At 71.0% G+C, this 19,695-nt stretch carries 13 protein-coding genes; 8 read left to right on the top strand and 5 right to left on the bottom strand.

What is annotated here, in order from left to right; genetic code table 11:
* Window positions 1-175: 175 nt before the first annotated feature.
* The 3 genes from ACSHT8_RS28475 to ACSHT8_RS28465 are packed head-to-tail and all read right to left on the bottom strand — an operon-like array spanning window position 176 to window position 6,305.
* Complete coding sequence (locus ACSHT8_RS28475; RefSeq protein ID WP_436494131.1) at window positions 176-3,628, bottom strand: FkbM family methyltransferase; 3,453 nt, start codon at window positions 3,626-3,628, stop codon at window positions 176-178.
* 57 nt (window positions 3,629-3,685) lie between these two features.
* Entirely contained in the window at window positions 3,686-5,029 is a 1,344-nt protein-coding gene (locus tag ACSHT8_RS28470; protein ID WP_436494129.1) for a glutamine synthetase family protein, read from the bottom strand.
* 19 nt (window positions 5,030-5,048) lie between these two features.
* Window positions 5,049-6,305, bottom strand: a complete 1,257-nt coding sequence (locus ACSHT8_RS28465) for an MFS transporter (protein WP_436502211.1) — start codon at window positions 6,303-6,305, stop codon at window positions 5,049-5,051.
* Window positions 6,306-6,385: 80 nt separating this feature from the next.
* Here ACSHT8_RS28465 and ACSHT8_RS28460 point away from each other — a divergent pair, with 80 nt between their 5' ends.
* Genes ACSHT8_RS28460 through ACSHT8_RS28445 form a run of 4 tightly spaced genes read left to right on the top strand, consistent with a single transcriptional unit; the run spans window position 6,386 to window position 9,881 of the window.
* Window positions 6,386-7,342 (top strand): GlxA family transcriptional regulator, encoded by a 957-nt coding sequence (locus ACSHT8_RS28460; RefSeq protein WP_436494127.1) that lies wholly within the window; start codon window positions 6,386-6,388, stop codon window positions 7,340-7,342.
* A 36-nt stretch (window positions 7,343-7,378) separates the two neighbouring features.
* On the top strand, window positions 7,379-8,083 hold the full coding sequence (locus ACSHT8_RS28455; RefSeq protein WP_436494125.1) for an LppX_LprAFG lipoprotein: 705 nt from the start codon (window positions 7,379-7,381) through the stop codon (window positions 8,081-8,083).
* A 2-nt stretch (window positions 8,084-8,085) separates the two neighbouring features.
* Window positions 8,086-9,603 carry an MFS transporter gene (locus ACSHT8_RS28450; protein ID WP_436494123.1) on the top strand — a complete coding sequence of 506 codons (1,518 nt, stop codon included), beginning with the start codon at window positions 8,086-8,088 and terminating at the stop codon, window positions 9,601-9,603.
* Window positions 9,604-9,614: 11 nt separating this feature from the next.
* Entirely contained in the window at window positions 9,615-9,881 is a 267-nt protein-coding gene (locus tag ACSHT8_RS28445; protein WP_436494121.1) for an AbrB/MazE/SpoVT family DNA-binding domain-containing protein, read from the top strand.
* 213 nt (window positions 9,882-10,094) lie between these two features.
* On the opposite strand, the gene ACSHT8_RS28440 is transcribed toward ACSHT8_RS28445, so the two are convergent.
* Window positions 10,095-11,870 (bottom strand): alpha/beta hydrolase, encoded by a 1,776-nt coding sequence (locus tag ACSHT8_RS28440; protein WP_436494119.1) that lies wholly within the window; start codon window positions 11,868-11,870, stop codon window positions 10,095-10,097.
* A 146-nt stretch (window positions 11,871-12,016) separates the two neighbouring features.
* Between ACSHT8_RS28440 and ACSHT8_RS28435 the strand changes: the two genes are divergently transcribed.
* Entirely contained in the window at window positions 12,017-12,790 is a 774-nt protein-coding gene (locus tag ACSHT8_RS28435; protein ID WP_436494117.1) for a GNAT family N-acetyltransferase, read from the top strand.
* Between the two features lies 1 nt (window position 12,791).
* On the opposite strand, the gene ACSHT8_RS28430 is transcribed toward ACSHT8_RS28435, so the two are convergent.
* Window positions 12,792-14,276 carry an alpha/beta hydrolase gene (locus ACSHT8_RS28430; protein ID WP_436494115.1) on the bottom strand — a complete coding sequence of 495 codons (1,485 nt, stop codon included), beginning with the start codon at window positions 14,274-14,276 and terminating at the stop codon, window positions 12,792-12,794.
* A 168-nt stretch (window positions 14,277-14,444) separates the two neighbouring features.
* On the opposite strand from ACSHT8_RS28430, the gene secA2 reads away from it, so the two are divergent.
* From secA2 to panB, 3 genes are all read left to right on the top strand, one after another.
* Window positions 14,445-16,784, top strand: a complete 2,340-nt coding sequence (gene secA2 / locus ACSHT8_RS28425; protein WP_436494113.1) for an accessory Sec system translocase SecA2 — start codon at window positions 14,445-14,447, stop codon at window positions 16,782-16,784.
* Window positions 16,785-16,840: 56 nt separating this feature from the next.
* A complete protein-coding gene (locus ACSHT8_RS28420) occupies window positions 16,841-18,565 on the top strand; it encodes an NAD+ synthase (RefSeq protein ID WP_436494111.1) in 1,725 nt (574 codons plus the stop codon).
* A gap of 173 nt (window positions 18,566-18,738) precedes the next feature.
* Entirely contained in the window at window positions 18,739-19,605 is an 867-nt protein-coding gene (gene panB / locus ACSHT8_RS28415) for a 3-methyl-2-oxobutanoate hydroxymethyltransferase (RefSeq protein WP_436494109.1), read from the top strand.
* The last annotated feature ends 90 nt before the right edge of the window (window positions 19,606-19,695 follow it).

The following is a 19,695-nucleotide window of genomic DNA, read 5'->3' as shown; positions in this document are numbered from 1 at the left end:
TTCGATTCGCGGTGTCAACCCGCTCGACCCGGTGGAAGTCCGACCCCTGAAACCCTACCAGAGGTTTTGTCTCCCTGCTCCGTCCCCGCCAGGCTCTTGCGTCCTGTTCCGTCCGGCGCTCCGTGCGACATGGAGAAAGTTACTGGGGTGCGATCACCAAAGTCAAATCGGCTGGTCAGCGGCTTGCGGAGGGTCGCAGCCACAGTGTGCGCACCCCTCCGGTGAGCACCTCGTCGAGCACGTCGTCGACCTGGACGGCCTTCTCCTCGCCCAGGCGCACCAGGTCGTATCCCCACGTGCGGAACTCCCGCAGCACGACACCGGGATCGTCACCGAAATCCCTGGTCAGCGGCCCGTCGATGGCGAAAACGACGTGCGGTCGGTCCTTGCGCAGACGCCGTACGAGGCCACCCAGAGCGCGGTGTCCACGGCCCGGAACGTCCACTTTCACCACCGACAGACGCTGCTCGCGGGTGTCCGCGAGCGCGTCCAGCTCCTTGTCCAGCCGGACGCCGGCAACCGCGATATCACCTGATGTGGTGGTGATCACTTTCTGCGGATCTTGGACGGTGACGGACAGTCCACCCCCGCCCGCGGGGGTCCCGACCATCGCGGCCGGACTGTCCCAAGCGGCCGCCTCCAGCACCACCAGCCGCTCCGCCACAGCGGGTGCGACGTTCTCGGAAACGTTGTGGCGCAACAGTTTCGCCGCGTCCGCGGCCGGTTCGACGACGGCGACCGTGCCGCTGGTGCCGAGCCTGCCGAGCACCCGGATCGCGTGGTAGCCGACGTACGCGCCGACGTCGAGGAACACGCTGTCTGGCTCGATGAGGGAGTCCACGAGCTCGGCGACGTCGGGTTCCCACACCCCGTTGCTCGACAGCACCGCCGACATCACCGCGTCCTGCGCGGGCAGCCGCAGCAGGCCCGCGTCACACAGGACCAGCGCGCTCGGCACGTCGGCCAACTCGTCCGGAATCACCCGTTCGTGTTGCCGCACAACGACTCTGCGCAACGCGTCGGTGGCGCGCAGGGCCTGGTCGGCCGACCACGTGCTGAGCGCGACCTTGCTGTCGCGCTCGGACAGGCGGCTGGTGAGCTTGGCTTCGAGCGCGTCGATGCGGGCCTGGCTCGCGGCCAGGGCCTCGGTGACCGCGCGGAGCTGCTCGGGGTCGACCTGGGGCGCCACGGGCGCCGGACGCGCGGCCAGTTCCTTCACCGCGCGATGGCTCGACACCACCTCCCCGCGCAGGCGCAGCACCTCCTCGCCGTTCGCGGAGACCTGTTTGGCCAGGTGGCTGCCCCGCTCGACCATCAGGTCGAGGTCGGCGCGCAGCAGGTCGAGGTCGTGGCCCGCCCCGGCCGTGGCCAGCCTCTCCTGGCGTTCGACCAGGTCGGCGGCGGTGCGCTCGATGCCGTCGATGAGCGAGTTGAGCACCGAAGTCAGGTGCGAGTCGTAGTGGTTGAGCACGCGCAGCACCGCGCGGCGCAGCTGCGGCGCCATGGGGATGCGGTGGCCGACGTCGACGTCCGGCCTGCGCAGCAGCGCGTGCCTGGCCGCCCGCAGCGCGCGCAGCGGGTCGTCCTCGGTGGCCCCGGCGAGCGCTCGGCCCGCTCGCCAGCCGCGGTAGGCCAGCTCGACGCGTCTGCGCACGGCCGCGCCCGTGGTCGCGGGCGCCAGGCTCTCCAGCGCGGACGTCCTCGCCGCGGAACCGACCTTGTCGGCGGTGGCGCGGTCGTCGGCCAGGTCGCGGATCGCGCCCGCGACCATGGTGTCGGCGGCGAACTCGTCGGTGGGCAGCGCGACGCAGCCGTCGGTGCCCAGCAGGTCGGCGCCGATCCCGGACAGGACCGTGATGAGCGGGACACCGCGCAGCGCGGCGGCGATGAGCCAGGCGTTGACCCGCGCGGTGTCGGCGCACCCGGGTTCATGCAGGGAGATCACCCAGTCCGCGGCGTCGAGCGCCCGGTCGGCCTCGGTGTCGACCAGCCGGATGCGCGGGTCGGCCACGGCGGCCGACCGGAGTCGCTCCGTCGCCTCGGCGCGCGCGGCCTCGTCGGGGACGAGCAGGAGCAGCCGCACGTCCTCGCGGGCAGGGAACGCGGCGGCGAAGGCGGCGATCAGGTCGTCGGCGCGGTCGGCCATGGCCAGGAACACCGGGGCGGCGTCGAGCCCGAGACGCGTGCGGGCGTCCTCTCGGGTGCCGTCGTCGCGGACCCCCGGGTCGACGACCGGCAGCGGGACGGTGTGCGTGGCGACGCCGTCGGGGGCGGGCGCGGTGGCGGGCCAGACGAGCCAGCGCTCGTCGGACATGGCCGGGACCGGTCCGAGCTCCTCGCGGACGGAGATCACGTGCCGCTGCCGGGGCGGCGGGGTGCCGTCGCAGACCAGGACGACCGGGTAGACCGGCTGGTCGGACACCGGCAGGCCGGACGCGCCCGCGGCGAGGCGGACCCGGTCGGCCAGCGGGCCGTCGCCGAGGACGGACACGCCGATCTGGTCGATCAGCGCGACCTCGCTGTCCTGGTGGCCGGGCACCGCGCGCGGGTGCAGGCGGCCCGCGAGGACGGCGTCGGTGGCGCACCAGTCGCGGTAGGCCGCGGCGTCGGCGCCGAACGGGTCGGGGAAGCGTTCGCGCAGTTCAGGGTCGTCCTGCCAGAGCGCGCACGCCCAGCGTTCGGGGGCGCAGGCCCAGCGCAGGAAGCCCGCGGGGTCGCTGCCCGCGGCGGGCGGGCGGTCCTTGGCGGTGCGGTAGGCCGCGCGCAGCGACGGCGGGAACGCGGTGCCGTCGGTGAGCTGTCCGAATCGGACAGTCGGGGCGGGCGGGTCGGCCAGCTCACCGGCGTACTCGGCGCACAGGCGGTTGAGCAGCGGGTGCTCGGACAGCAGGACGCGCTGGTGGTCGTCGATGTCGGCGCTGAGCAGCCACGGCCGCGTCGGGTCGAAGCCCCCGAAGCTGACCGTGCGCAGCGGCGCGCCGCCGGAGGTGACCGAGCCGTCGGCGGCGCGGGCCAGCGGGCGCTGCGCGGCGTTCCACCGGGACAGCCCCAGGCCAGGGTCGCGGCGCACCCGGTGGTCGACCAGCGCGGGGGCGCCGTCGAGGAAGGCGCCCGCGGCGTGCGGGTCGCGGGTGGAGACCTCGGCCCAGGAGTGCAGGAAGTGTTCGGCGCCGTGCGCGGCGGCGACGAAGCCGTCGTCGTACACACCGGCCACGCGCAGCTCGTCGGCGGTGGGGCGCAGGCCGTCGGCGGGCAGCGGACGCAGGACCTTCGGGACCAGCAGCAGCGCGGCGTCGCCGAGGTCCAGGTCGAGCGGCGCGTAGATCCGGACCCACGGGTCGAGGTACAGCACGACGCTCTCGTGCCTGCCGAGCAGCCACTCCATGAGCCGGGGACGCAGCGCGGCCGCGGCCTCGCGGGCGTCGTGGCCGGTGGCCAGGATGGCGAGCTCCGCACCGCCGATGCCCAGGTCGGCGGGGACGATCACGTCGTCGGCACGGTCACCGTCGACGAGCAGGACGACGAACTCGGCGCCGGGATGGTGGCGCCGGAACGATTCCGCGGTGAGCCGGGCGGCGGGAAGGTCCGCGCACCCGGCCACCGTGCAGCCGATCACTGGGGGAAGCACCGAGCCAACCTAACGGCTCACGCCCGGTGCGTGGACCACCCGGTAGAGCGAACTCGATCAGAGGACCGGCAGCAGGGTCCGCAACTCATAGGGCGTCACGCTGCGGCGGTAGGCGTCCCACTCGTTGCGCTTGTTGCGGAGGAAGAAGTCGAAGACGTGCTCGCCGAGGGTCTCGGCCAGCAGCTCCGAGTTCTCCATCTCGGTGAGGGCTTCGCCCAGGTTCTGCGGCAGGTTCGCGTAGCCCGCGGCCCGGCGTTCGGCGTCGGACAGCGACCAGACGTCGTCCTCGGCGGCGGGCGGCAGCTCGTAGCCCTCTGCCACGCCCTTGAGGCCCGCGGCGAGGATCACCGAGTACGCGAGGTACGGATTGCACGCCGAGTCGAGCGACCGGATTTCCACCCGACGGGATGACGCCTTGCTGGGTGAGTACATCGGCACCCGGACGAGTGCCGAGCGGTTCGCGTGACCCCAGCAGACCGCGGTCGGGGCCTCGCCGCCGACGATGAGCCGCTTGTAGGAGTTCACCCACTGGTTGGTGACCGCCGAGATCTCCCGCGCGTGCTTGAGCAGGCCCGCGACGAACGCCTTGCCGGTGCCGGAGAGCTGGTACGGGTCCTCGCTGTCGTAGAAGGCGTTGCGGTCGCCCTCGAACAGGCTGACGTGGGTGTGCATGCCGGAGCCGGGCTGGTCGGAGAACGGCTTGGGCATGAACGAGGCGAACACGCCCTGGGTGAGCGCGACCTCCTTGACCACGTACCTGAACGTCATGACGTTGTCGGCCATGGTCAGCGCGTCGGCGTAGCGCAGGTCGATCTCCTGCTGGCCGGGGGCGCCCTCGTGGTGGCTGAACTCCACCGAGATGCCCATGGCCTCCAGCGTCTCGATCGCGTGCCGCCGGAAATGTGTGGCGGTGGCGTGGCTGGCCTGGTCGAAGTAGCCGCCGTTGTCGGCCGGGATCGGCTCGCTGCCGTCGACCGGCAGGTTGTTGAGCAGGAAGAACTCGATCTCCGGGTGCACGTAGCAGGTGAACCCGGCCTCGCTGGCCTTCGACAGCGTCCGCCGCAGCACGTGGCGCGGGTCGGCCCACGACGGCGAGCCGTCGGGCATGGCGATGTCGCAGAACATGCGCGCCGAGTACGGCTCGCCGCCCGGGGTCTCCCACGGCAGCACCTGGAAGGTGGCCGGGTCGGGGCGGGCGACCATGTCCGACTCGTAGACCCGGGAGAAGCCCTCGATCGCCGAGCCGTCGAACCCGATGCCCTCGGCGAACGCGCCTTCCAATTCGGCGGGCGCCACGGCCACCGACTTCAGGAAGCCGAGAACGTCGGTGAACCACAGCCGGACGAACCGGATGTCGCGCTCTTCGAGCGTGCGCAGGACGAATTCTTGCTGGCGATCCATAGGCGCAGCGTAGAGGGGATCACCGGGCATCGGGCGATGCGACTCGAATGCGGAGCGACATCACAGCCGCGACCGCGCACAACGCGCCCGCGACATACCAGGCCGGGTCGTAGCTGCCGTGGTGGTCGCGGGTCAGGCCCGCGCCGACGGCGGCGAACGCGGCGCCGACCTGGTGGGAGGCGAAGACCCAGCCGAAGACGATCGGGCCGTCGGCGCCGAAGGCCCGGCGGCACAGGGCGACGGTCGGCGGGACGGTGGCGACCCAGTCGAGGCCGTAGAAGACGATGAACGCCCACATCGGCGGCTCGGTCGTCGCGGCGAACAGGTGCGGGAGCACGAGCAGCGAGGCGCCGCGCAGGCTGTAGTAGACGCCGAGCAGGATCTTCGGGTCGACCTTGTCGGTGAGCCAGCCGGACACGACGGTGCCCGCGACGTCGAAGATCCCGACCAGGGCGAGCAGGCCGGCGGCGGTGGTGGACGGCATGCCGTGGTCATGCGCGGCGGGGACGAAGTGGGTGCCGATCAGGCCGTTGGTGGACGCGCCGCAGATGGCGAAACCGGCCGCGAGCAGCCAGAACGTGCGGTCGTGGGCGGCCTGCTTCAGGACGGTGATCGCGCGCAGTGCCGTGCGGCCGCTGGTCGCCGACACCGGCGGCGGCGCGTCGGGGTCGGCGCCGTAAGCCGTGGTGCCGACGTCGGCGGGGTTGTCGCGGAGGAAGAGGACGACGAGCGGGACGACGGCGAGCGCGGCGCCGGAGACCGCGAGGCTCGCGGTGCGCCAGCCGTGGTCGGCGGCCAGGCCGGCGACGAGCGGCAGGAAGACGAGCTGGCCCGCGGCGCCCGCGGCGGTGAGGACCCCGCTGACCAGGCCCTGCCGCTTGACGAACCAGCGCGAGGTGACCGTCGCGACGAACGTCAGGGCCATCGACCCGGCGCCGACGCCGACGAAGACGCCCCACAGCAGCAGGAGCTGCCAGCTCGCGGTCATGAAGACCGTCAGGCCGCTGCCCGCCGAGATCAGCAGCAGCGCCCCGGTGACGACGCGGCGCATGCCGAGGCGCTCCATGAGGGCGGCGGCGAACGGGGAGATGACGCCGAACAGCAGCAGGTTGATCGAGACCGCCGCCGAGATCGTCGCGGTTGACCAGCCGAACTCCTGGTGCAGCGGGTCGATCAGCACGCTGGGCGCCGCCCGGAACCCGGCGGCGCCGACCAGGGCGACGAACGCGACGGCGGCGACGGGCCAGGCCCAGTGCAGGCGGGGGCGGGAGTCCAGGAGGGTCACGAGTAGGAGCCTGAAGGTTCGTCATCGCTCGAACAAGTGGCCAGACTGCCACTATGTGAAAGAATTCGGCCATGACGCACGTGGTGGCGGTCCTGGCCGTCGAGCAGGCGGTGGGCTACGACATGTGCATCCCACCCGGGGTGTTCGGCGCGGCCCTCGACGCCGACGGCGCGCCGCTCTACGAGACGGTGGTGTGCGGGGTCGACGACAAGCCGGTGCGGATGACGGCAGGGTTCTCGGCCGTGCTCGACCACGGGCCGGAGGTGCTCGCCCGGGCGGACACGGTGATCGTGCCCGGCACGCGGTCGGAGGGACCGCGGTACTTCGGCACGCTGCCTGATGATCTCGCGGCCGCGTTGTCGCTGATCAGGCCGGGTGCGCGGGTCATGTCGATCTGCACGGGGGCGTTCGTGCTGGGCGCGGCGGGGCTGCTGGACGGGCGGCCCGCGACGACGCACTGGAAGTTCGCCGACGAGTTCCGGGCGCTGTACCCGTCGGTCGAACTGGACCCGGAGGTGCTGTTCGTCGACGACGGCGACGTGCTGACGTCGGCGGGGCTGAGCGCCGGGGTCGACCTCTGTCTGCACGTGGTGCGGTCCGACCACGGCAGCGAGGTGGCGAACCGGGCGGCGCGGTACTGCGTGGTGCCGCCGTGGCGCGACGGCGGGCAGTCGCAGTTCATCGACCGCCCGACACCCGTCGGCACCGGCGGGGTGTCAGCGACGCGGGCGTGGGCGCTGGACCGGCTGCACGAGCCGCTGGAGTTGGCGGCGCTGGCCGGCCACGCGCGGATGAGCGTGCGCACGTTCTCCCGGCACTTCCGCGCCGAGACCGGGATGTCGCCGGGGAACTGGCTCATCCAGCAACGGGTGCGGCACGCGCTGCGGCTGCTGGAGACGACCGAACTACCGGTGGACCAAGTGGCCGAACGAGCTGGGCTGGGCAGCGCCGCCTCGCTGCGCCAGCACCTGCGGGCGTCGATCGGGGTGTCGCCGCTGGCCTACCGCAAGACTTTCCGCGCGGGCTGACCGACAGCCTCAGCGGCTTGGCCCTATCCTGCGCACATGGTCACGCGCCGGATCTTCCTCGGGGCCCTCGCCCTCACCGCGGCCCTCGCGACGGGCTGCACCTCCGACGACAAGGGCGGCGGCAGCGGGCTGCCCGACGGGGCGACGCTGATGAAGGACGCGGCCGCGGCCACCCGCGACATCCGCAGCGCCCACTTCTCCCTGAAGGTCAACGGCTCGGTGTCGGCCATCCCCGTGCAGAACGCCGAGGGCGACCTGACCCGCGAGGGCGGCCCGTCCGGCGCGGCGAAGGGCACGGTCAAGCTGACCCTGCTCGGCCAGCTCATCGAGGGCGAGTTCGTGCTGGTCGACGACTCGCTCTACATCAAGGGCCCGACCGGCGGCTTCCAGAAGTACCCGGCGTCGCTGACGTCCAACCTGTACGACCCGTCGGCGATCCTCAACCCGGACAAGGGCATCGCCAACGTCCTGGCCAAGATCAAGGACCCGAAGACCGAGGCCCAGGAGGACGTCGACGGCGTGTCCACCTACCGCGTCAAGGGCCTCGGTGAGAAGGCCGTCGTGTCGGAGATCGTGCCCGGCGTCAACTCCGATGTGGACGTGACGTTCTGGCTGCGCGCCGACAACAAGCAGCCGGTCAAGGCGTCGGTGGCGCTGCCCGCGAACGACGGCAAGACCGCCACGGTCGACCTGACGCTCACCGACCCGGGCAAGCAGGTCACCATCACCGCCCCCGAATAGCGATGGTCACCACGGGGAGCACGCGCCGCGGCCGCTCGGTCGCCATCGGCGCGGGCGGTCTGGCGGTCCTGCTCGGCGCGCTCGACACCTACGTGGTGGTCAGCGTCATCCGCCAGATCATCGACGACCTGCAGATCCCGGTGAACCGGCTGGAGCGGGTCACGCCGATCGTCACCGGCTACCTGCTGGGCTACATCGCGGCGATGCCGCTGCTCGGCCAGGCTTCGGACCGGTTCGGCCGCAAGCTGCTCCTGCAACTGTGCCTGCTGGGGTTCCTGGCTGGTTCCGTGGTCACCGCGCTGTCGGGTGACTTGGAGACATTGGTGGCAGGCCGGGTCATCCAGGGCGTGGCCAGCGGCGCGCTGCTGCCGGTGACCATGGCTTTGGCCGCTGACCTGTGGGACGAGCGCCGCCGCTCGACGGTGCTGGGCGCGGTGGGCGCGGCGCAGGAACTCGGCAGCGTGCTCGGGCCGCTGTACGGGGTGGCGCTGGCGAGCCTGCCGCTGTGGGCCGACGTGTCGGGGTGGCGGGCGGTGTTCTGGGTGAACGTGCCGCTCGCGGTGATCGCGATGGTGGCGATCCAGGTGACCGTGCCTGCTCATCAGCGCTCTGCGGCTGTTCGGGTTGATGTGGTGGGCGGGCTGCTGCTCGCGGTGACCTTGGGGTTGGCGGTTGTCGGGCTCTACAACCCGTCGCCTCGGGATGCTGTGCTGCCGTCGTGGGGTCCGCCGTTGCTGGTGGGGTCGGTTGTCACGTTGGTGCTGTTCCTGCTGTGGGAACGGCGTTCTCGGGTGAAGCTGATCGACCCGGCCGGGGTTGCGATGCGTCCGTTCTTGGCCGCGCTGGGGGTTTCGGCTGCGGCTGGGGCGGCGTTGATGGTGACGTTGGTGAACGTCGATCTCTTCGCGCAGTCGCTGTTGGGGGATGACGACCGTGGCGCTGTGTTTGTGCTGCTGCGGTTTTTGATCGCGCTGCCTGTTGGGGCTTTGGTCGGTGGGTATGCGGCTGCTCGGTTTGGTGATCGGGTGGTGTCGATTGTCGGCATGCTGATCGCTGGGGTCGGGTACTGGTTGATGTCGGGGTGGACGGTGGATGTGTTGTCTTCGCCGCATCCGTTGGGGTTGCCTCGGTTGGACACTGATCTCGCTGTCGCCGGGTTTGGGCTTGGGCTGGTGATCGCTCCGCTTTCGGCTGCCGCGTTGCGGGTTGTGCCTGCTGAGCGGCATGGGGTGGCGTCGGCCGGGGTTGTGGTGGCTCGGATGACGGGGATGTTGGTTGGGGTTGCCGGGCTTTCGGCTTGGGGGCTGCATCGGTTCCACAGCTTGACGGCGGATCTGAATCCGCCGCTGCCGTTCGGGATGGATGAGGCTGCGTTCCAGCGGGAGATGGCCGCGTATCTGGTGAAGTTCAAGGAGGCGCTGGTGACTCAGTACACCGACATCTTCTTGATCACGGCGGTTGTTTGTGTGGTTGGGGCTGGACTCGCGGTGCTGATCGGCACCAAACGCGACGCCACCTGACATCCTTTCTCATGGCCACTCAGCACCAGGATGGCGAGCCCGCGCGCACGACCGACGTGAGCAGCAAGAACCAGGTGACGCTGCCGGTCGCCGCACTCGCCGCCGCCCATGTTCAACCGGGCGAAGTGCTGCGGGTCGAAGTCGAAGCTGACGGCATCCTTCGCCTTGTCCGCCACCGCGATCCGTTCCTGGACGCGTTGAACGGGCTGGCGGGCTCGGCTCCAGGGCTCGCGGAGGCCACGAACCTGGAAGAGCAGAGAAACGAGTGGGATCGGTAGTTCTCGACGCGAGCGTTGTCATCGCCGTGTTCGACCCGCTGGACGCCCATCACCGGGGTCTTCGGCTGCCAGACGCGCTGGTGATCGCGACTGGAGTCGTGGACGGGGCAACGGCAATCCTCACCGCGGACAAGCGCTGGGCGGCTATCGACGCTCGCGTCAAAGTGCTCCCAACGTGAGGTGGGGACTTGCGTCCCCACCTTCACTGTTCGATCAGTTCGTTGCTGGGAAAAGTGGCGCGTCGGTCTGGCAGACGCTTCCTGGGGCGGGCAGCTTCTGGTTGACGAAGTAGGCGGCGTACTTCGTGGTGACGCAGGTGCTGGCGCCTAGGGCGCCGTGGCCCCAGCCGTCCAGGGTCAGGAGGCGGGAGCCGCCCATCAGGCCGTTGAGGGCTCGGGCGCCGCTGATGGGGGTGGCTGGGTCGTGGAGGTTGCCGACGATCAGCAGTGGGGTTGAGGTGCGGGTCTTCCACGGGCCTCGGTAGGCCGACTTGCTGGAGCCGGGCCAGTTGACGCAGGGGGACGTGGCCCAGGACCAGAGTTCGCCGAAGCCGGGGCCGTTCGCCTCGGCGTGGGCGGCGGAGCGGACGGAGGCGTCCGGGTCGTTGGGGTTGGCGCCGTCGGCGCAGGCGACGCCTTCGAAGGCTGGGCGGTAGACCTCGGTGCCAAAGCCGGGACGGAGCCTGTGATCAGCCACCTCGACACCGAAACCGGAACCGGTCACCCCCGCGGCGAACCCAGGGCGTCGGTGCCGCTCGGTTACCTCGATGCCGAAGCTTGGGCCTCGCTGGTCGGCGGCTGGCTTGATGGCGGAGGTGGGGCGGCTGTCTTGGGCGGTGACGCCGTAGGTGGGGGTGGATGGGCGGTCGGAGTCGCGGAGTCTGGTCCACGCGTCGGTGGCGGTGGAGGCGGTCGCGCGGGCGGTGGTGGTGCCGAAGATCTGCTGGTGGGTGGCTTCGACGAACTCCATGATCGCCGGGTAGACCGGGGCGGCGTACAGGGCGCCGAGGAGGGTGCCCATGACTTCCTGGTAGTTCAGCTTGCCGCCCGGGATTTCGACGTCTCCTTGTTTCAGGCGCTCGCTGACGGCGTAGAACTTGGCGGCGGCCTTGCCCGCGGCGGGGCAGCGGGTGGGGCCGACGCGGTCGCACTCGGCGAAGGCGCTGTGCAGGGACTCCCAGGCGCCGTATTCGCTGCCCAGGCGGGCTGACATCAGGTACTTGCCGTCGTCGCCGCGGCCGGTGCTCCAGGCGACCGGGTCGAGGACGGCGTCGACGATCATGGTGCGGATGTTGTTGGGGTACATGGCGGCGTAGGTGGCGCCGAGGACGCTGCCGTAGGAGATTCCGTAGAAGTTCAGCTTGCGGTCGCCGACGGCGCGGCGCATCAGGTCCATGTCGCGGGCGGTGTCGGCGGAGGACATGTGGTCGAGGATCTCGTTGCCGCGCCGGTCGCACAGGGCGCGGTTGAACGCCTCGTACTCGAGTTGGGCGCGCACCTGCTCGGGGCCACGCGGGAAGAGCGCCGCCGGTCGAGCCGGGCCGGGTGGGTCGGCCGGGTCCGCGGCGCACACGACCGGTTCGCTGCCGCACGCCGCGGTGAGGCAGTTGCGTTCGCCGCCGATGCCGCGTGGGTCGATGCCGACGATGTCGAAGCGCTCCTGGGTGGCCGCGCCCAGCAGGCCGTCGATGCCGGTGACGAAGTCGGCGGCCGAGCCGCCGGGGCCGCCGTTGTTGATGAACACCGTGCCGATCTTGCGGTTGGGCTTGTCGGCGACCCGCTTGACCAGCCGCAAGCTGATCTTCTTGCCTCTCGGGTCGGCGTAGTCCAGCGGGACCGGCACCATCGCGCAGTGCAGTTGTTTGTCGTCCGGACACTGTTGCCAGGCGATCCGCGGCACGCCCGCGGCGTCCGCCGACGCGATGGGCGCGACGCCGGCCGTCAGCGCGATCACCACTCCCACCAACAGGATTCCCTTACCACGCGGCATTTTCTCCCCCTCCGTGACGATTTCTTCGTCGTAGCCCCACTTTGGCGCGGGTGCGGCCGCCAAACCTCCTACTTAGGTCTTGTCTTGGTCGGGCAGAAGTCGGACTTTGGTCCTAAGACCATGGGTCCTTGCGCGATGATGTGCCCATGGATATCGAAGCGGCGCTGCGCCGGATCGACGCCTTCGAGGACCGGTTCGCCCGGGCCCAGGCCACCGAGGTGGTCGAACTGGGCTGGGGCCACGCGCTGCTCCAGCGCGACTACCCGGCCTCATGGCACCACAACCGGCTCGTCGTCACCGCCGACGTCGACCCGGCCGCGGTGGTGGCCGCCGCCGACGAGATCCTCGGCGGACACGGCCATGGCCACCGCCTCGTGCACTTCACCGACGACGCGCAGGGCATCGCGGCCGAACCCGCGTTCCAAGCGGCGGACTACGGGGTGCACGAGCGGATCATCACGATGATCCACAGCGGCGAGCTGCCCCCGCGCGGCCCGGACCTGGTCCGACCGGTCCCGTTCGAGCGGATGCGCTCCTCGTTGATCCACGACTGGCGCACCGAGTTCCCCAACGACAGCGAGGACGCGATCGTGCAACTCGCCGACCGGGTCCAGCTCTACGGCAGGGGCGCCGACGTCACCTTCCTCGGTGTGCTCGACGGCGACGACATCGTGGCCCGCGGCGAGCTCTACATCGCCGACGGCCTCGCCCAGTTCGAGAACATCGTGACCCGCCAGGAGCACCGCGGTAAGGGCTACGCGCGCGCCCTGGTCGCCGAGGCCCTGCACCGCTCACACGCGGCGGGCTGCGACCTCTGGTACCTGATCGCCGAGGCCACCGACTGGCCGCGCGGCTGGTACCACCGGATGGGCTACCGCGAGGCCGCGCAGACGCACGTCTACCAGCGGATGCCCGCCTGACTCAGCCCCGGCAGCGCGTCCCGTCGGTCGGCAGCTGCAGGTCGACGAGGTAGCGCGTGCCCAGCTTGTCGACGCAGGCGTCGCCCTGCATGAACACGGTGTGCTGGGTGGCCTCGTAGGTCACCAGCCTGCCGCCGATCGCCTTGGCCAGGTTGACCCCGGCCTGGTACGGCGTGGCCGGGTCGCCAGTGGTGGAGATGACCATGACCGGCGGGAGGCCGTCGACCTTGGGCTGGTGCGGGGTGCTGGTGTTCGGCGCGGGCCAGAACGCGCACGGGTCCAGTGCGGCCAGCGGCGGGTCGGTCGCTGCCATGAACGAGTCCTTGGTGCCCTCGATGATCTTGCGGGTGGCCTCCTCGACCTGCCCGCGGTCGGTCAGCCGGGGCTCGTCGACACAGCGGACCGCGACGAGCGCGGCCATCGTGCCGGAGTACTTTCCGTCCTCGCCGCGGCCCAGGTAGAGGTCGGCCAGGGTCATGAGCTGCTCGCCCGTGCCCTGCGCGAGCTCGGCGAGCGCGCCCGCGAGGAACGTCCACGCCTCGTCGCTGTAGAGCGCGGCGGCGACGGCGGTCGTCGCGTCGGACTGGGACAGCTTGCGGGTCCCGACGGCAATCGGCTTCGCCTCCAGCCCCTCCAGCAGCCCGCGCAGCGTCTGCCGGTCCTTGACCGTGCACGACCGCTTGTCGGCGCACCACGCGAAGAAGTCGTCGAGCGCCTTGTCGAAGCCCTTGACCTGTTCTATCGATTGGGTGACCGGGTCCTCGTTCGGGTCGACCGCGCCGTCGAGGACCAGCGCGCGCACGTTCGCCGGGAACGCCTCGGCGTAGGCCGTGCCGATCCGGGTGCCGTAGGAGTAGCCGACGTAGTTCAGCTTCTCGTCGCCCAGCACGGACCGCATGACGTCCATGTCGCGGGCGACCTCGCGGGTGCCGACGTTGGCCAGCACGTCGGCGCCGCCGCTGCGCTCGGTGCACTTGGCGGCGAAGTCCTTGTTCTCCGCCTCCTCGTCGGCGACGGTCGCGTTGTCCGGCTCGACCCGGTCGGCGTCCATCTCCGGGTCGGTCAGGCAGACGATCCGCGGTTCGCTGACGCCGATGCCGCGCGGGTCGAAGCCCACGAGGTCGAACTTCTCGGCCAGTTCGGTGCCTTTGATCTGGCCCGCGATCGTCGCCGCGGCGCTCATCCCGGACACGCCGGGGCCGCCCGGGTTGATCAGCAGCGAGCCGATCTTGGTGCCGGTGGCCTGCTTGCGCAGCAGCCCCAGCGACACCGTCCGACCGTCGGGCTTGGCGTAGTCGAGCGGCACGCTGATCGTCGCGCAGCGCACGTCGCGGGTGGCGAACGCGCGTTTGCTCTCGTCGTCGTGGGCCAGCGCACGGCAGTCGCGCCAGGTCAGGGCCTGGCTGTAGAACCGCTCCAGCCCCGCGGGCACGGCGCCCTTCGGGCCGAGGGTCTCGGTCTCCCCCGTCACGGGGGTCCCGGTCACCTGAACGGTGCACGCGCTTACCAAGGTCACGAGGGCGACCGACACCAACCAACGACGAGGCACCTGACCAGTGTGTCAGCCGGGAACTCATCCGCCACACTTCGCCGTTAGGTGGCAGGGTCGACAATGGCGACAACAGCGGTACTGAGCGAGAGGTGGCCGACGAGCGTGGCTGCGTTCCTGACACGGGTCAAGGGCCGGTTCCAGCGTCTGCTGGAGCGCCCCGCGACGGTCGACCTCAAGAAGTACGGCGAAGTGCTGACCTCGATCGAGTGGCGCGAGGAGCGGGTCAAGAAGCTGTCCGACGCCGAGCTGACCGAGGCGGCCGGTGAGCTGCGGGAGAAGGCGCTCGGCGGGCTCGACGCGCAAGGCATGGTCGAGCTGTGCGCGCTGGGCCGCGAGGCCGCCCGCCGCGGGCTGGACCAGCGGCCGTACGACATGCAGCTGGTCGGCGCGATGGAGCTGCTGCACGGACGCGTGGTCGAGATGGGCACCGGCGAGGGCAAGACGCTCGCGGGCGCGCTGGCCGCCGCCGGATACGCGCTGCAGGGCCGGTCCGTGCACGTCATGTCGGTCAACGACTACCTGGCCCGCCGCGACGCCGAGTGGATGGCACCGGTGTACGGACTGCTCGGCGTGTCCGTCGGCTGGGTCGACCAGGAGTCGACGCCCGACGAGCGCCGCGCCGCCTACGGCAAGGACGTCACCTACGGCGCGGTCAGCGAGATCGGCTTCGACGTGCTGCGCGACCGGCTGTGCACCGACGTCGACGACCTGGTCCACCGCGACCCCGACGTCGCGCTGATCGATGAGGCCGACTCGGTGCTGGTCGACGAGGCAAGGGTGCCGCTGGTCATGGCGGGCTCGACCGACGACGCCAAGGGCGACCCCGAGGTCGCCGCGATCGTGCGCGCGCTGCGCCCCGGCCGCGACTACGAGCGCGACGAGGACAACCGCAACGCCTGGCTGACCGCGCGCGGCGCCAAGTCGGTGGAGAAGGCGCTCGGCGACATCGACCTGTACTCCGGCGACCACAGCGACCGCCTCGCCGCGGTCAACGCCGCGCTGCACGCCCACGCCCTGCTCCAGCGCGACGTCGACTACATCGTGCGCGACGGCAAGGTCCACCTGATCAACACCTCGCGCGGCCGGATCGCGCTGCTGCAGCGCTGGCCGGACGGGCTGCAGGCGGCGGTGGAGGCCAAGGAGCGGCTCGACCCGACCGAGTCCGGCGAGGTGCTCGACTCGATCTCCGTGCAGGGCCTGATCGGCCGCTACCAGCAGGTCTGCGGCATGACGGGCACGGCGACGGCGGTCTCCGAGCAGCTGCGCGAGTTCTACGACCTCAAGGTGTCGGTGATCCCGCCGAACAAGCCGTGCGTGCGCGAGGACGAGAAGGACCGGATCTACGACACGGTCGACCACAAGGAAGCCGCGCTGGTCGCCGAGATCGTCAAGGTGCACGAGACGGGCCGCCCGATCCTGGTCGGCACCCTCGACGTCGCCGAGTCCGAGCGCGTCGCGGAGAAGCTGGCCGAGGCGGGCGTGTCGTCGGTCGTGCTGAACGCGAAGAACGACGCCGAGGAGGCCGCGATCGTGGCCGACGCCGGCGCGCACGCGGCGGTGACGGTGTCCACCCAGATGGCGGGCCGCGGCACCGACATCCGGCTGGGCGGCGCGGGCGGCGACGAGGACGACCACGACAAGGTCGCCGAGCTCGGCGGGCTGTACGTGATCGCCACCGGGCACTACTCCAGCAGCAGGCTCGACAACCAGCTGCGCGGCCGGTCGGGGCGGCAGGGCGACCCCGGCGGGTCGGTCGTGTACGCCAGCCTGGCCGACGAGCTGGTCACGCAGTACGCGCCGGACGCCGCGGCCGGGTCCGACCCGGACGACGACGGCAGGCTCGACGACGCCACCGCCCAGCGGTTCATCGAGCACGCCCAGCGCGTGGCCGAGGGCGTGCACCTCGACATCCACCGCAACACGTGGCGGTACACCCGGCTGATCGAGCACCAGCGCGGCCTGGTCCTGGCCTACCGCGACGACGTGCTGCGCACGGACCTGGCGGCCGAGCAGCTCAAGGAACGCTGCCCGGACCGGTGGGCCGCGCTCGACGTCGACGACGAGGTGCTGGGCAAGGTCGCGCGGCAGATCCTGCTGTACCACCTGGACGACCGCTGGACCCACCACCTGGCGTTCCTGTCGGACGTGCGGGAGACCATCCACTTGCGCGCCCTGGCCAGGGAGACCCCGATCGACGAGTTCCACCGCGCGGCGATCGGCGAGTTCAAGGGCATCATGAAGGAGATCGGCGAGCGGGCGGGCGAGACCTTCGAGGAAGCCGAGATCACCGCCGACGGCATCGACCTGGCCGCGGCCGGGCTCCGGCGTCCCACGTCGACGTGGACGTACCTCGTGCATGACAATCCGTTCGATTCCGATGCGGAGCAGGCATTGCAGCGGGTCCGGGCGGCCATCAAGAAAGTGAAGGCCGCGAGGGGCTAGTCTGACTCCCGTCACATTTTCGCCTCAGGGGCGAAAACATGGTGGAGGATGTCGGTATGCCGCAGCTACGGATCGCATCAGCGCAGGTCAACCCCACTGTCGGGGACCTGGCGGGCAACTCGGCCCTGGTCGTGGAGTGGACGCGCAAGGCTGTCGAGGCCGGGGCGCACCTGGTGGTGTTCCCGGAGATGGTGCTCACCGGCTATCCGGTGGAGGACCTGGCCATGCGCGGGTCGTTCGGGCACGCGTCCCGGGCGGCGCTGGACGGGGTGGCCGTCGCGCTGGCGGAGGCCGGGTGCGGCGACGTCCCGGTGTGGGTGGGCTACCTGGACATCGATGAGGTCGGTCCGCGCAACGCGGCGGCGGTGCTGCACGGGGGCGCGGTGGTGGCGCGGCAGTTCAAGCACCACCTGCCCAACTACGGCGTGTTCGACGAGCGCCGGTACTTCAAGGCGGGCAACACGCTCGACATCGTCCGCGTGCGCGGGCTCGAGGTCGGCATGGCGATCTGCGAGGACATCTGGCAGGAGGGCGGCCCGATCGCCGGGCTCGGCCGGGCCGGGGTCGACCTGGTCGTGTCCCCCAACGCCTCGCCGTACGAGCGGAGCAAGGACGACGTCCGGCTGCCCCTGGTCGCCCGCCGCGCGCGGGAGGCGGGGGCGCCGCTGGTGTACGTCAATCAAGTGGGCGGGCAGGACGACTTGGTCTTCGACGGCGACTCGATCGTGGTCGGGGTCGACGGGACGCTGGTGGCGCGGGCGCCGCAGTTCGTCGAGCACCTGATGGTGGTCGACCTGGACCTCCCGGGCGGCGCGTCGCGCACGGACGTGACGGTGGTCGAGGACTTCACGGTCCGGCGGCTGACGCTGTCCGACGACCCGGTGCCCGCCTACGAGCCCCTGCACTCCCCCGGCGTCGCCGAGCCGCTGCCCGACGAGGCGGAGGTGTGGTCGGCGCTGGTCACGGGGCTGCGGGACTACACGCAGAAGAACGGGTTCCGGTCGGTGATCATGGGCCTGTCCGGCGGGATCGACTCGGCGGTGTGCGCGGCCCTGTCGGTCGACGCGCTGGGCGCCGACGCGGTCTACGGCGTGTCGATGCCTTCGGTGTACTCGTCGGACCACTCGAAGTCCGACGCGGCGGACCTCGCGGAGCGGACCGGGCTGCACTACTCGGAGCAGCCGATCGCGGGCATGGTCGCCCAGTTCGTCGACCAGCTCGGGCTGACGGGACTGGCCGAGGAGAACGTCCAGGCCCGCTGCCGCGGCGTGACGCTGATGGGCCTGTCCAACCAGCACGGCCACCTGGTCCTGGCGACCGGCAACAAGACCGAGCTGGCGGTGGGCTACTCGACCATCTACGGCGACGCGGTCGGCGGCTTCGCCCCGATCAAGGACGTGCCGAAGACGCTGGTCTGGGACCTCGCGAAGTGGCGCAACGCCGAAGCCGAGAAGCTCGGCGAGGTGCCGCCGATCCCGGAGAACTCGATCGTCAAGCCGCCATCGGCCGAACTGCGACCCGGCCAGATGGACAGCGACTCGCTGCCGGACTACGAGCTGCTGGACGACGTGCTGGACGACTATGTCGAGGGCGATCGCGGGTATGACGACCTGGTCGCGGCCGGTTTCGCGCCGGAACTGATCGACCGGGTGCTGCGGATGGTCGACAGGGCGGAGTACAAGCGCAGGCAGTACCCGCCGGGCACGAAGATCAGCTTCAAGGCCTTCGGCCGCGACCGCCGCCTCCCCATCACCAACGCGTGGCGAGAAGGCACCCGCTAACCGCGAAGCGCTGCTCGGTGCACCGCCTTCCAGTGTCGTGTCTGTCTCGTGTGAGGCACGTCGCATCGGGTCGCCGGGGGTGATCGGGGGTGTCACGCTTTGCGGGTAAGCCATCCGCATATACCCGGGGACCTGCGACGAAGCGGGCCTCGAGGGAAGGACGGTCGACAGCGATGTCCGACAACGCCGAAGTGTCTGCCCCCTACGGGACGGGTGCCACCGCACGGCAAGGCGGGAAGCCTGCCAAGCGGGTCCGGATCCACCATCTGCGTGAGATGAAGGAGCGCGGCGAGCCGTGGCCCATGCTCACCGCGTACGACATGTACACCGCCGAGCTGTTCGACGAGGCGGGGATTCCCGTCCTGCTCGTCGGTGACTCCGCCTCCAACAACGTCTACGGCTACGAGACCTCGCTGCCGGTGACGGTCGACCAGCTCATCCCGCTGGTATCGGCGGTCACCCGGGCGGCCAAGCGCGCGCTGGTGGTGGCGGACCTGCCGTTCGGGTCCTACCAGCTCTCCCCCGAGCAGGCGCTGGCCACGTCGGTGCGGTTCATGAAGGAGGGCCTCGCGCACGCGGTGAAGCTGGAGGGCGGGCGGGCGTTCGCGCCGCACGTCCAGGCGATCACCAACGCGGGGATCCCGGTCATGGGCCACATCGGGTTCACCCCGCAGAGCGAGCACAACCTGGGCGGCTACCGCGTCCAGGGCCGCGGCGACGCGGGTGACTCGCTGGTCGCCGACGCGCTGGCGCTGCAGGAGGCCGGGGCGTTCGCGGTAGTCATGGAGATGGTGCCCGCCGAGGTCGCCAAGAAGATCACCCACGAGCTGCAGATTCCGACCGTCGGGATCGGCGCGGGTCCCGACTGCGACGGCCAGGTGCTGGTCTGGCAGGACATGGCGGGCATGCGCCGGGCGAAGGCGCCGCGGTTCGTCAAGCGGTACGCCGACGTCGCCGGGGTGCTGTTGAACGCCGCGGAGCAGTTCGCCGCCGACGTGCGCGGCCGGGAGTTCCCCGGCCCGGAGCACGTCTTCCACTAGTGAGACCTCAGGCCCGGCCACCGGCAGCAGCCGTGGCCGGGCCTGAATTCATCGATCACCGTTTCCGGGCACCGTGGCTTAGGGCAGAGT

Origin of the sequence: Actinokineospora sp. HUAS TT18, assembly GCF_051364635.1 — a bacterium.
Taxonomy (GTDB): Bacteria; Actinomycetota; Actinomycetes; order Mycobacteriales; family Pseudonocardiaceae; genus Actinokineospora.
The sequence above is the reverse complement of the archived record's forward strand: the minus strand, read 5'-3'. Positions and strand labels throughout refer to the sequence as shown.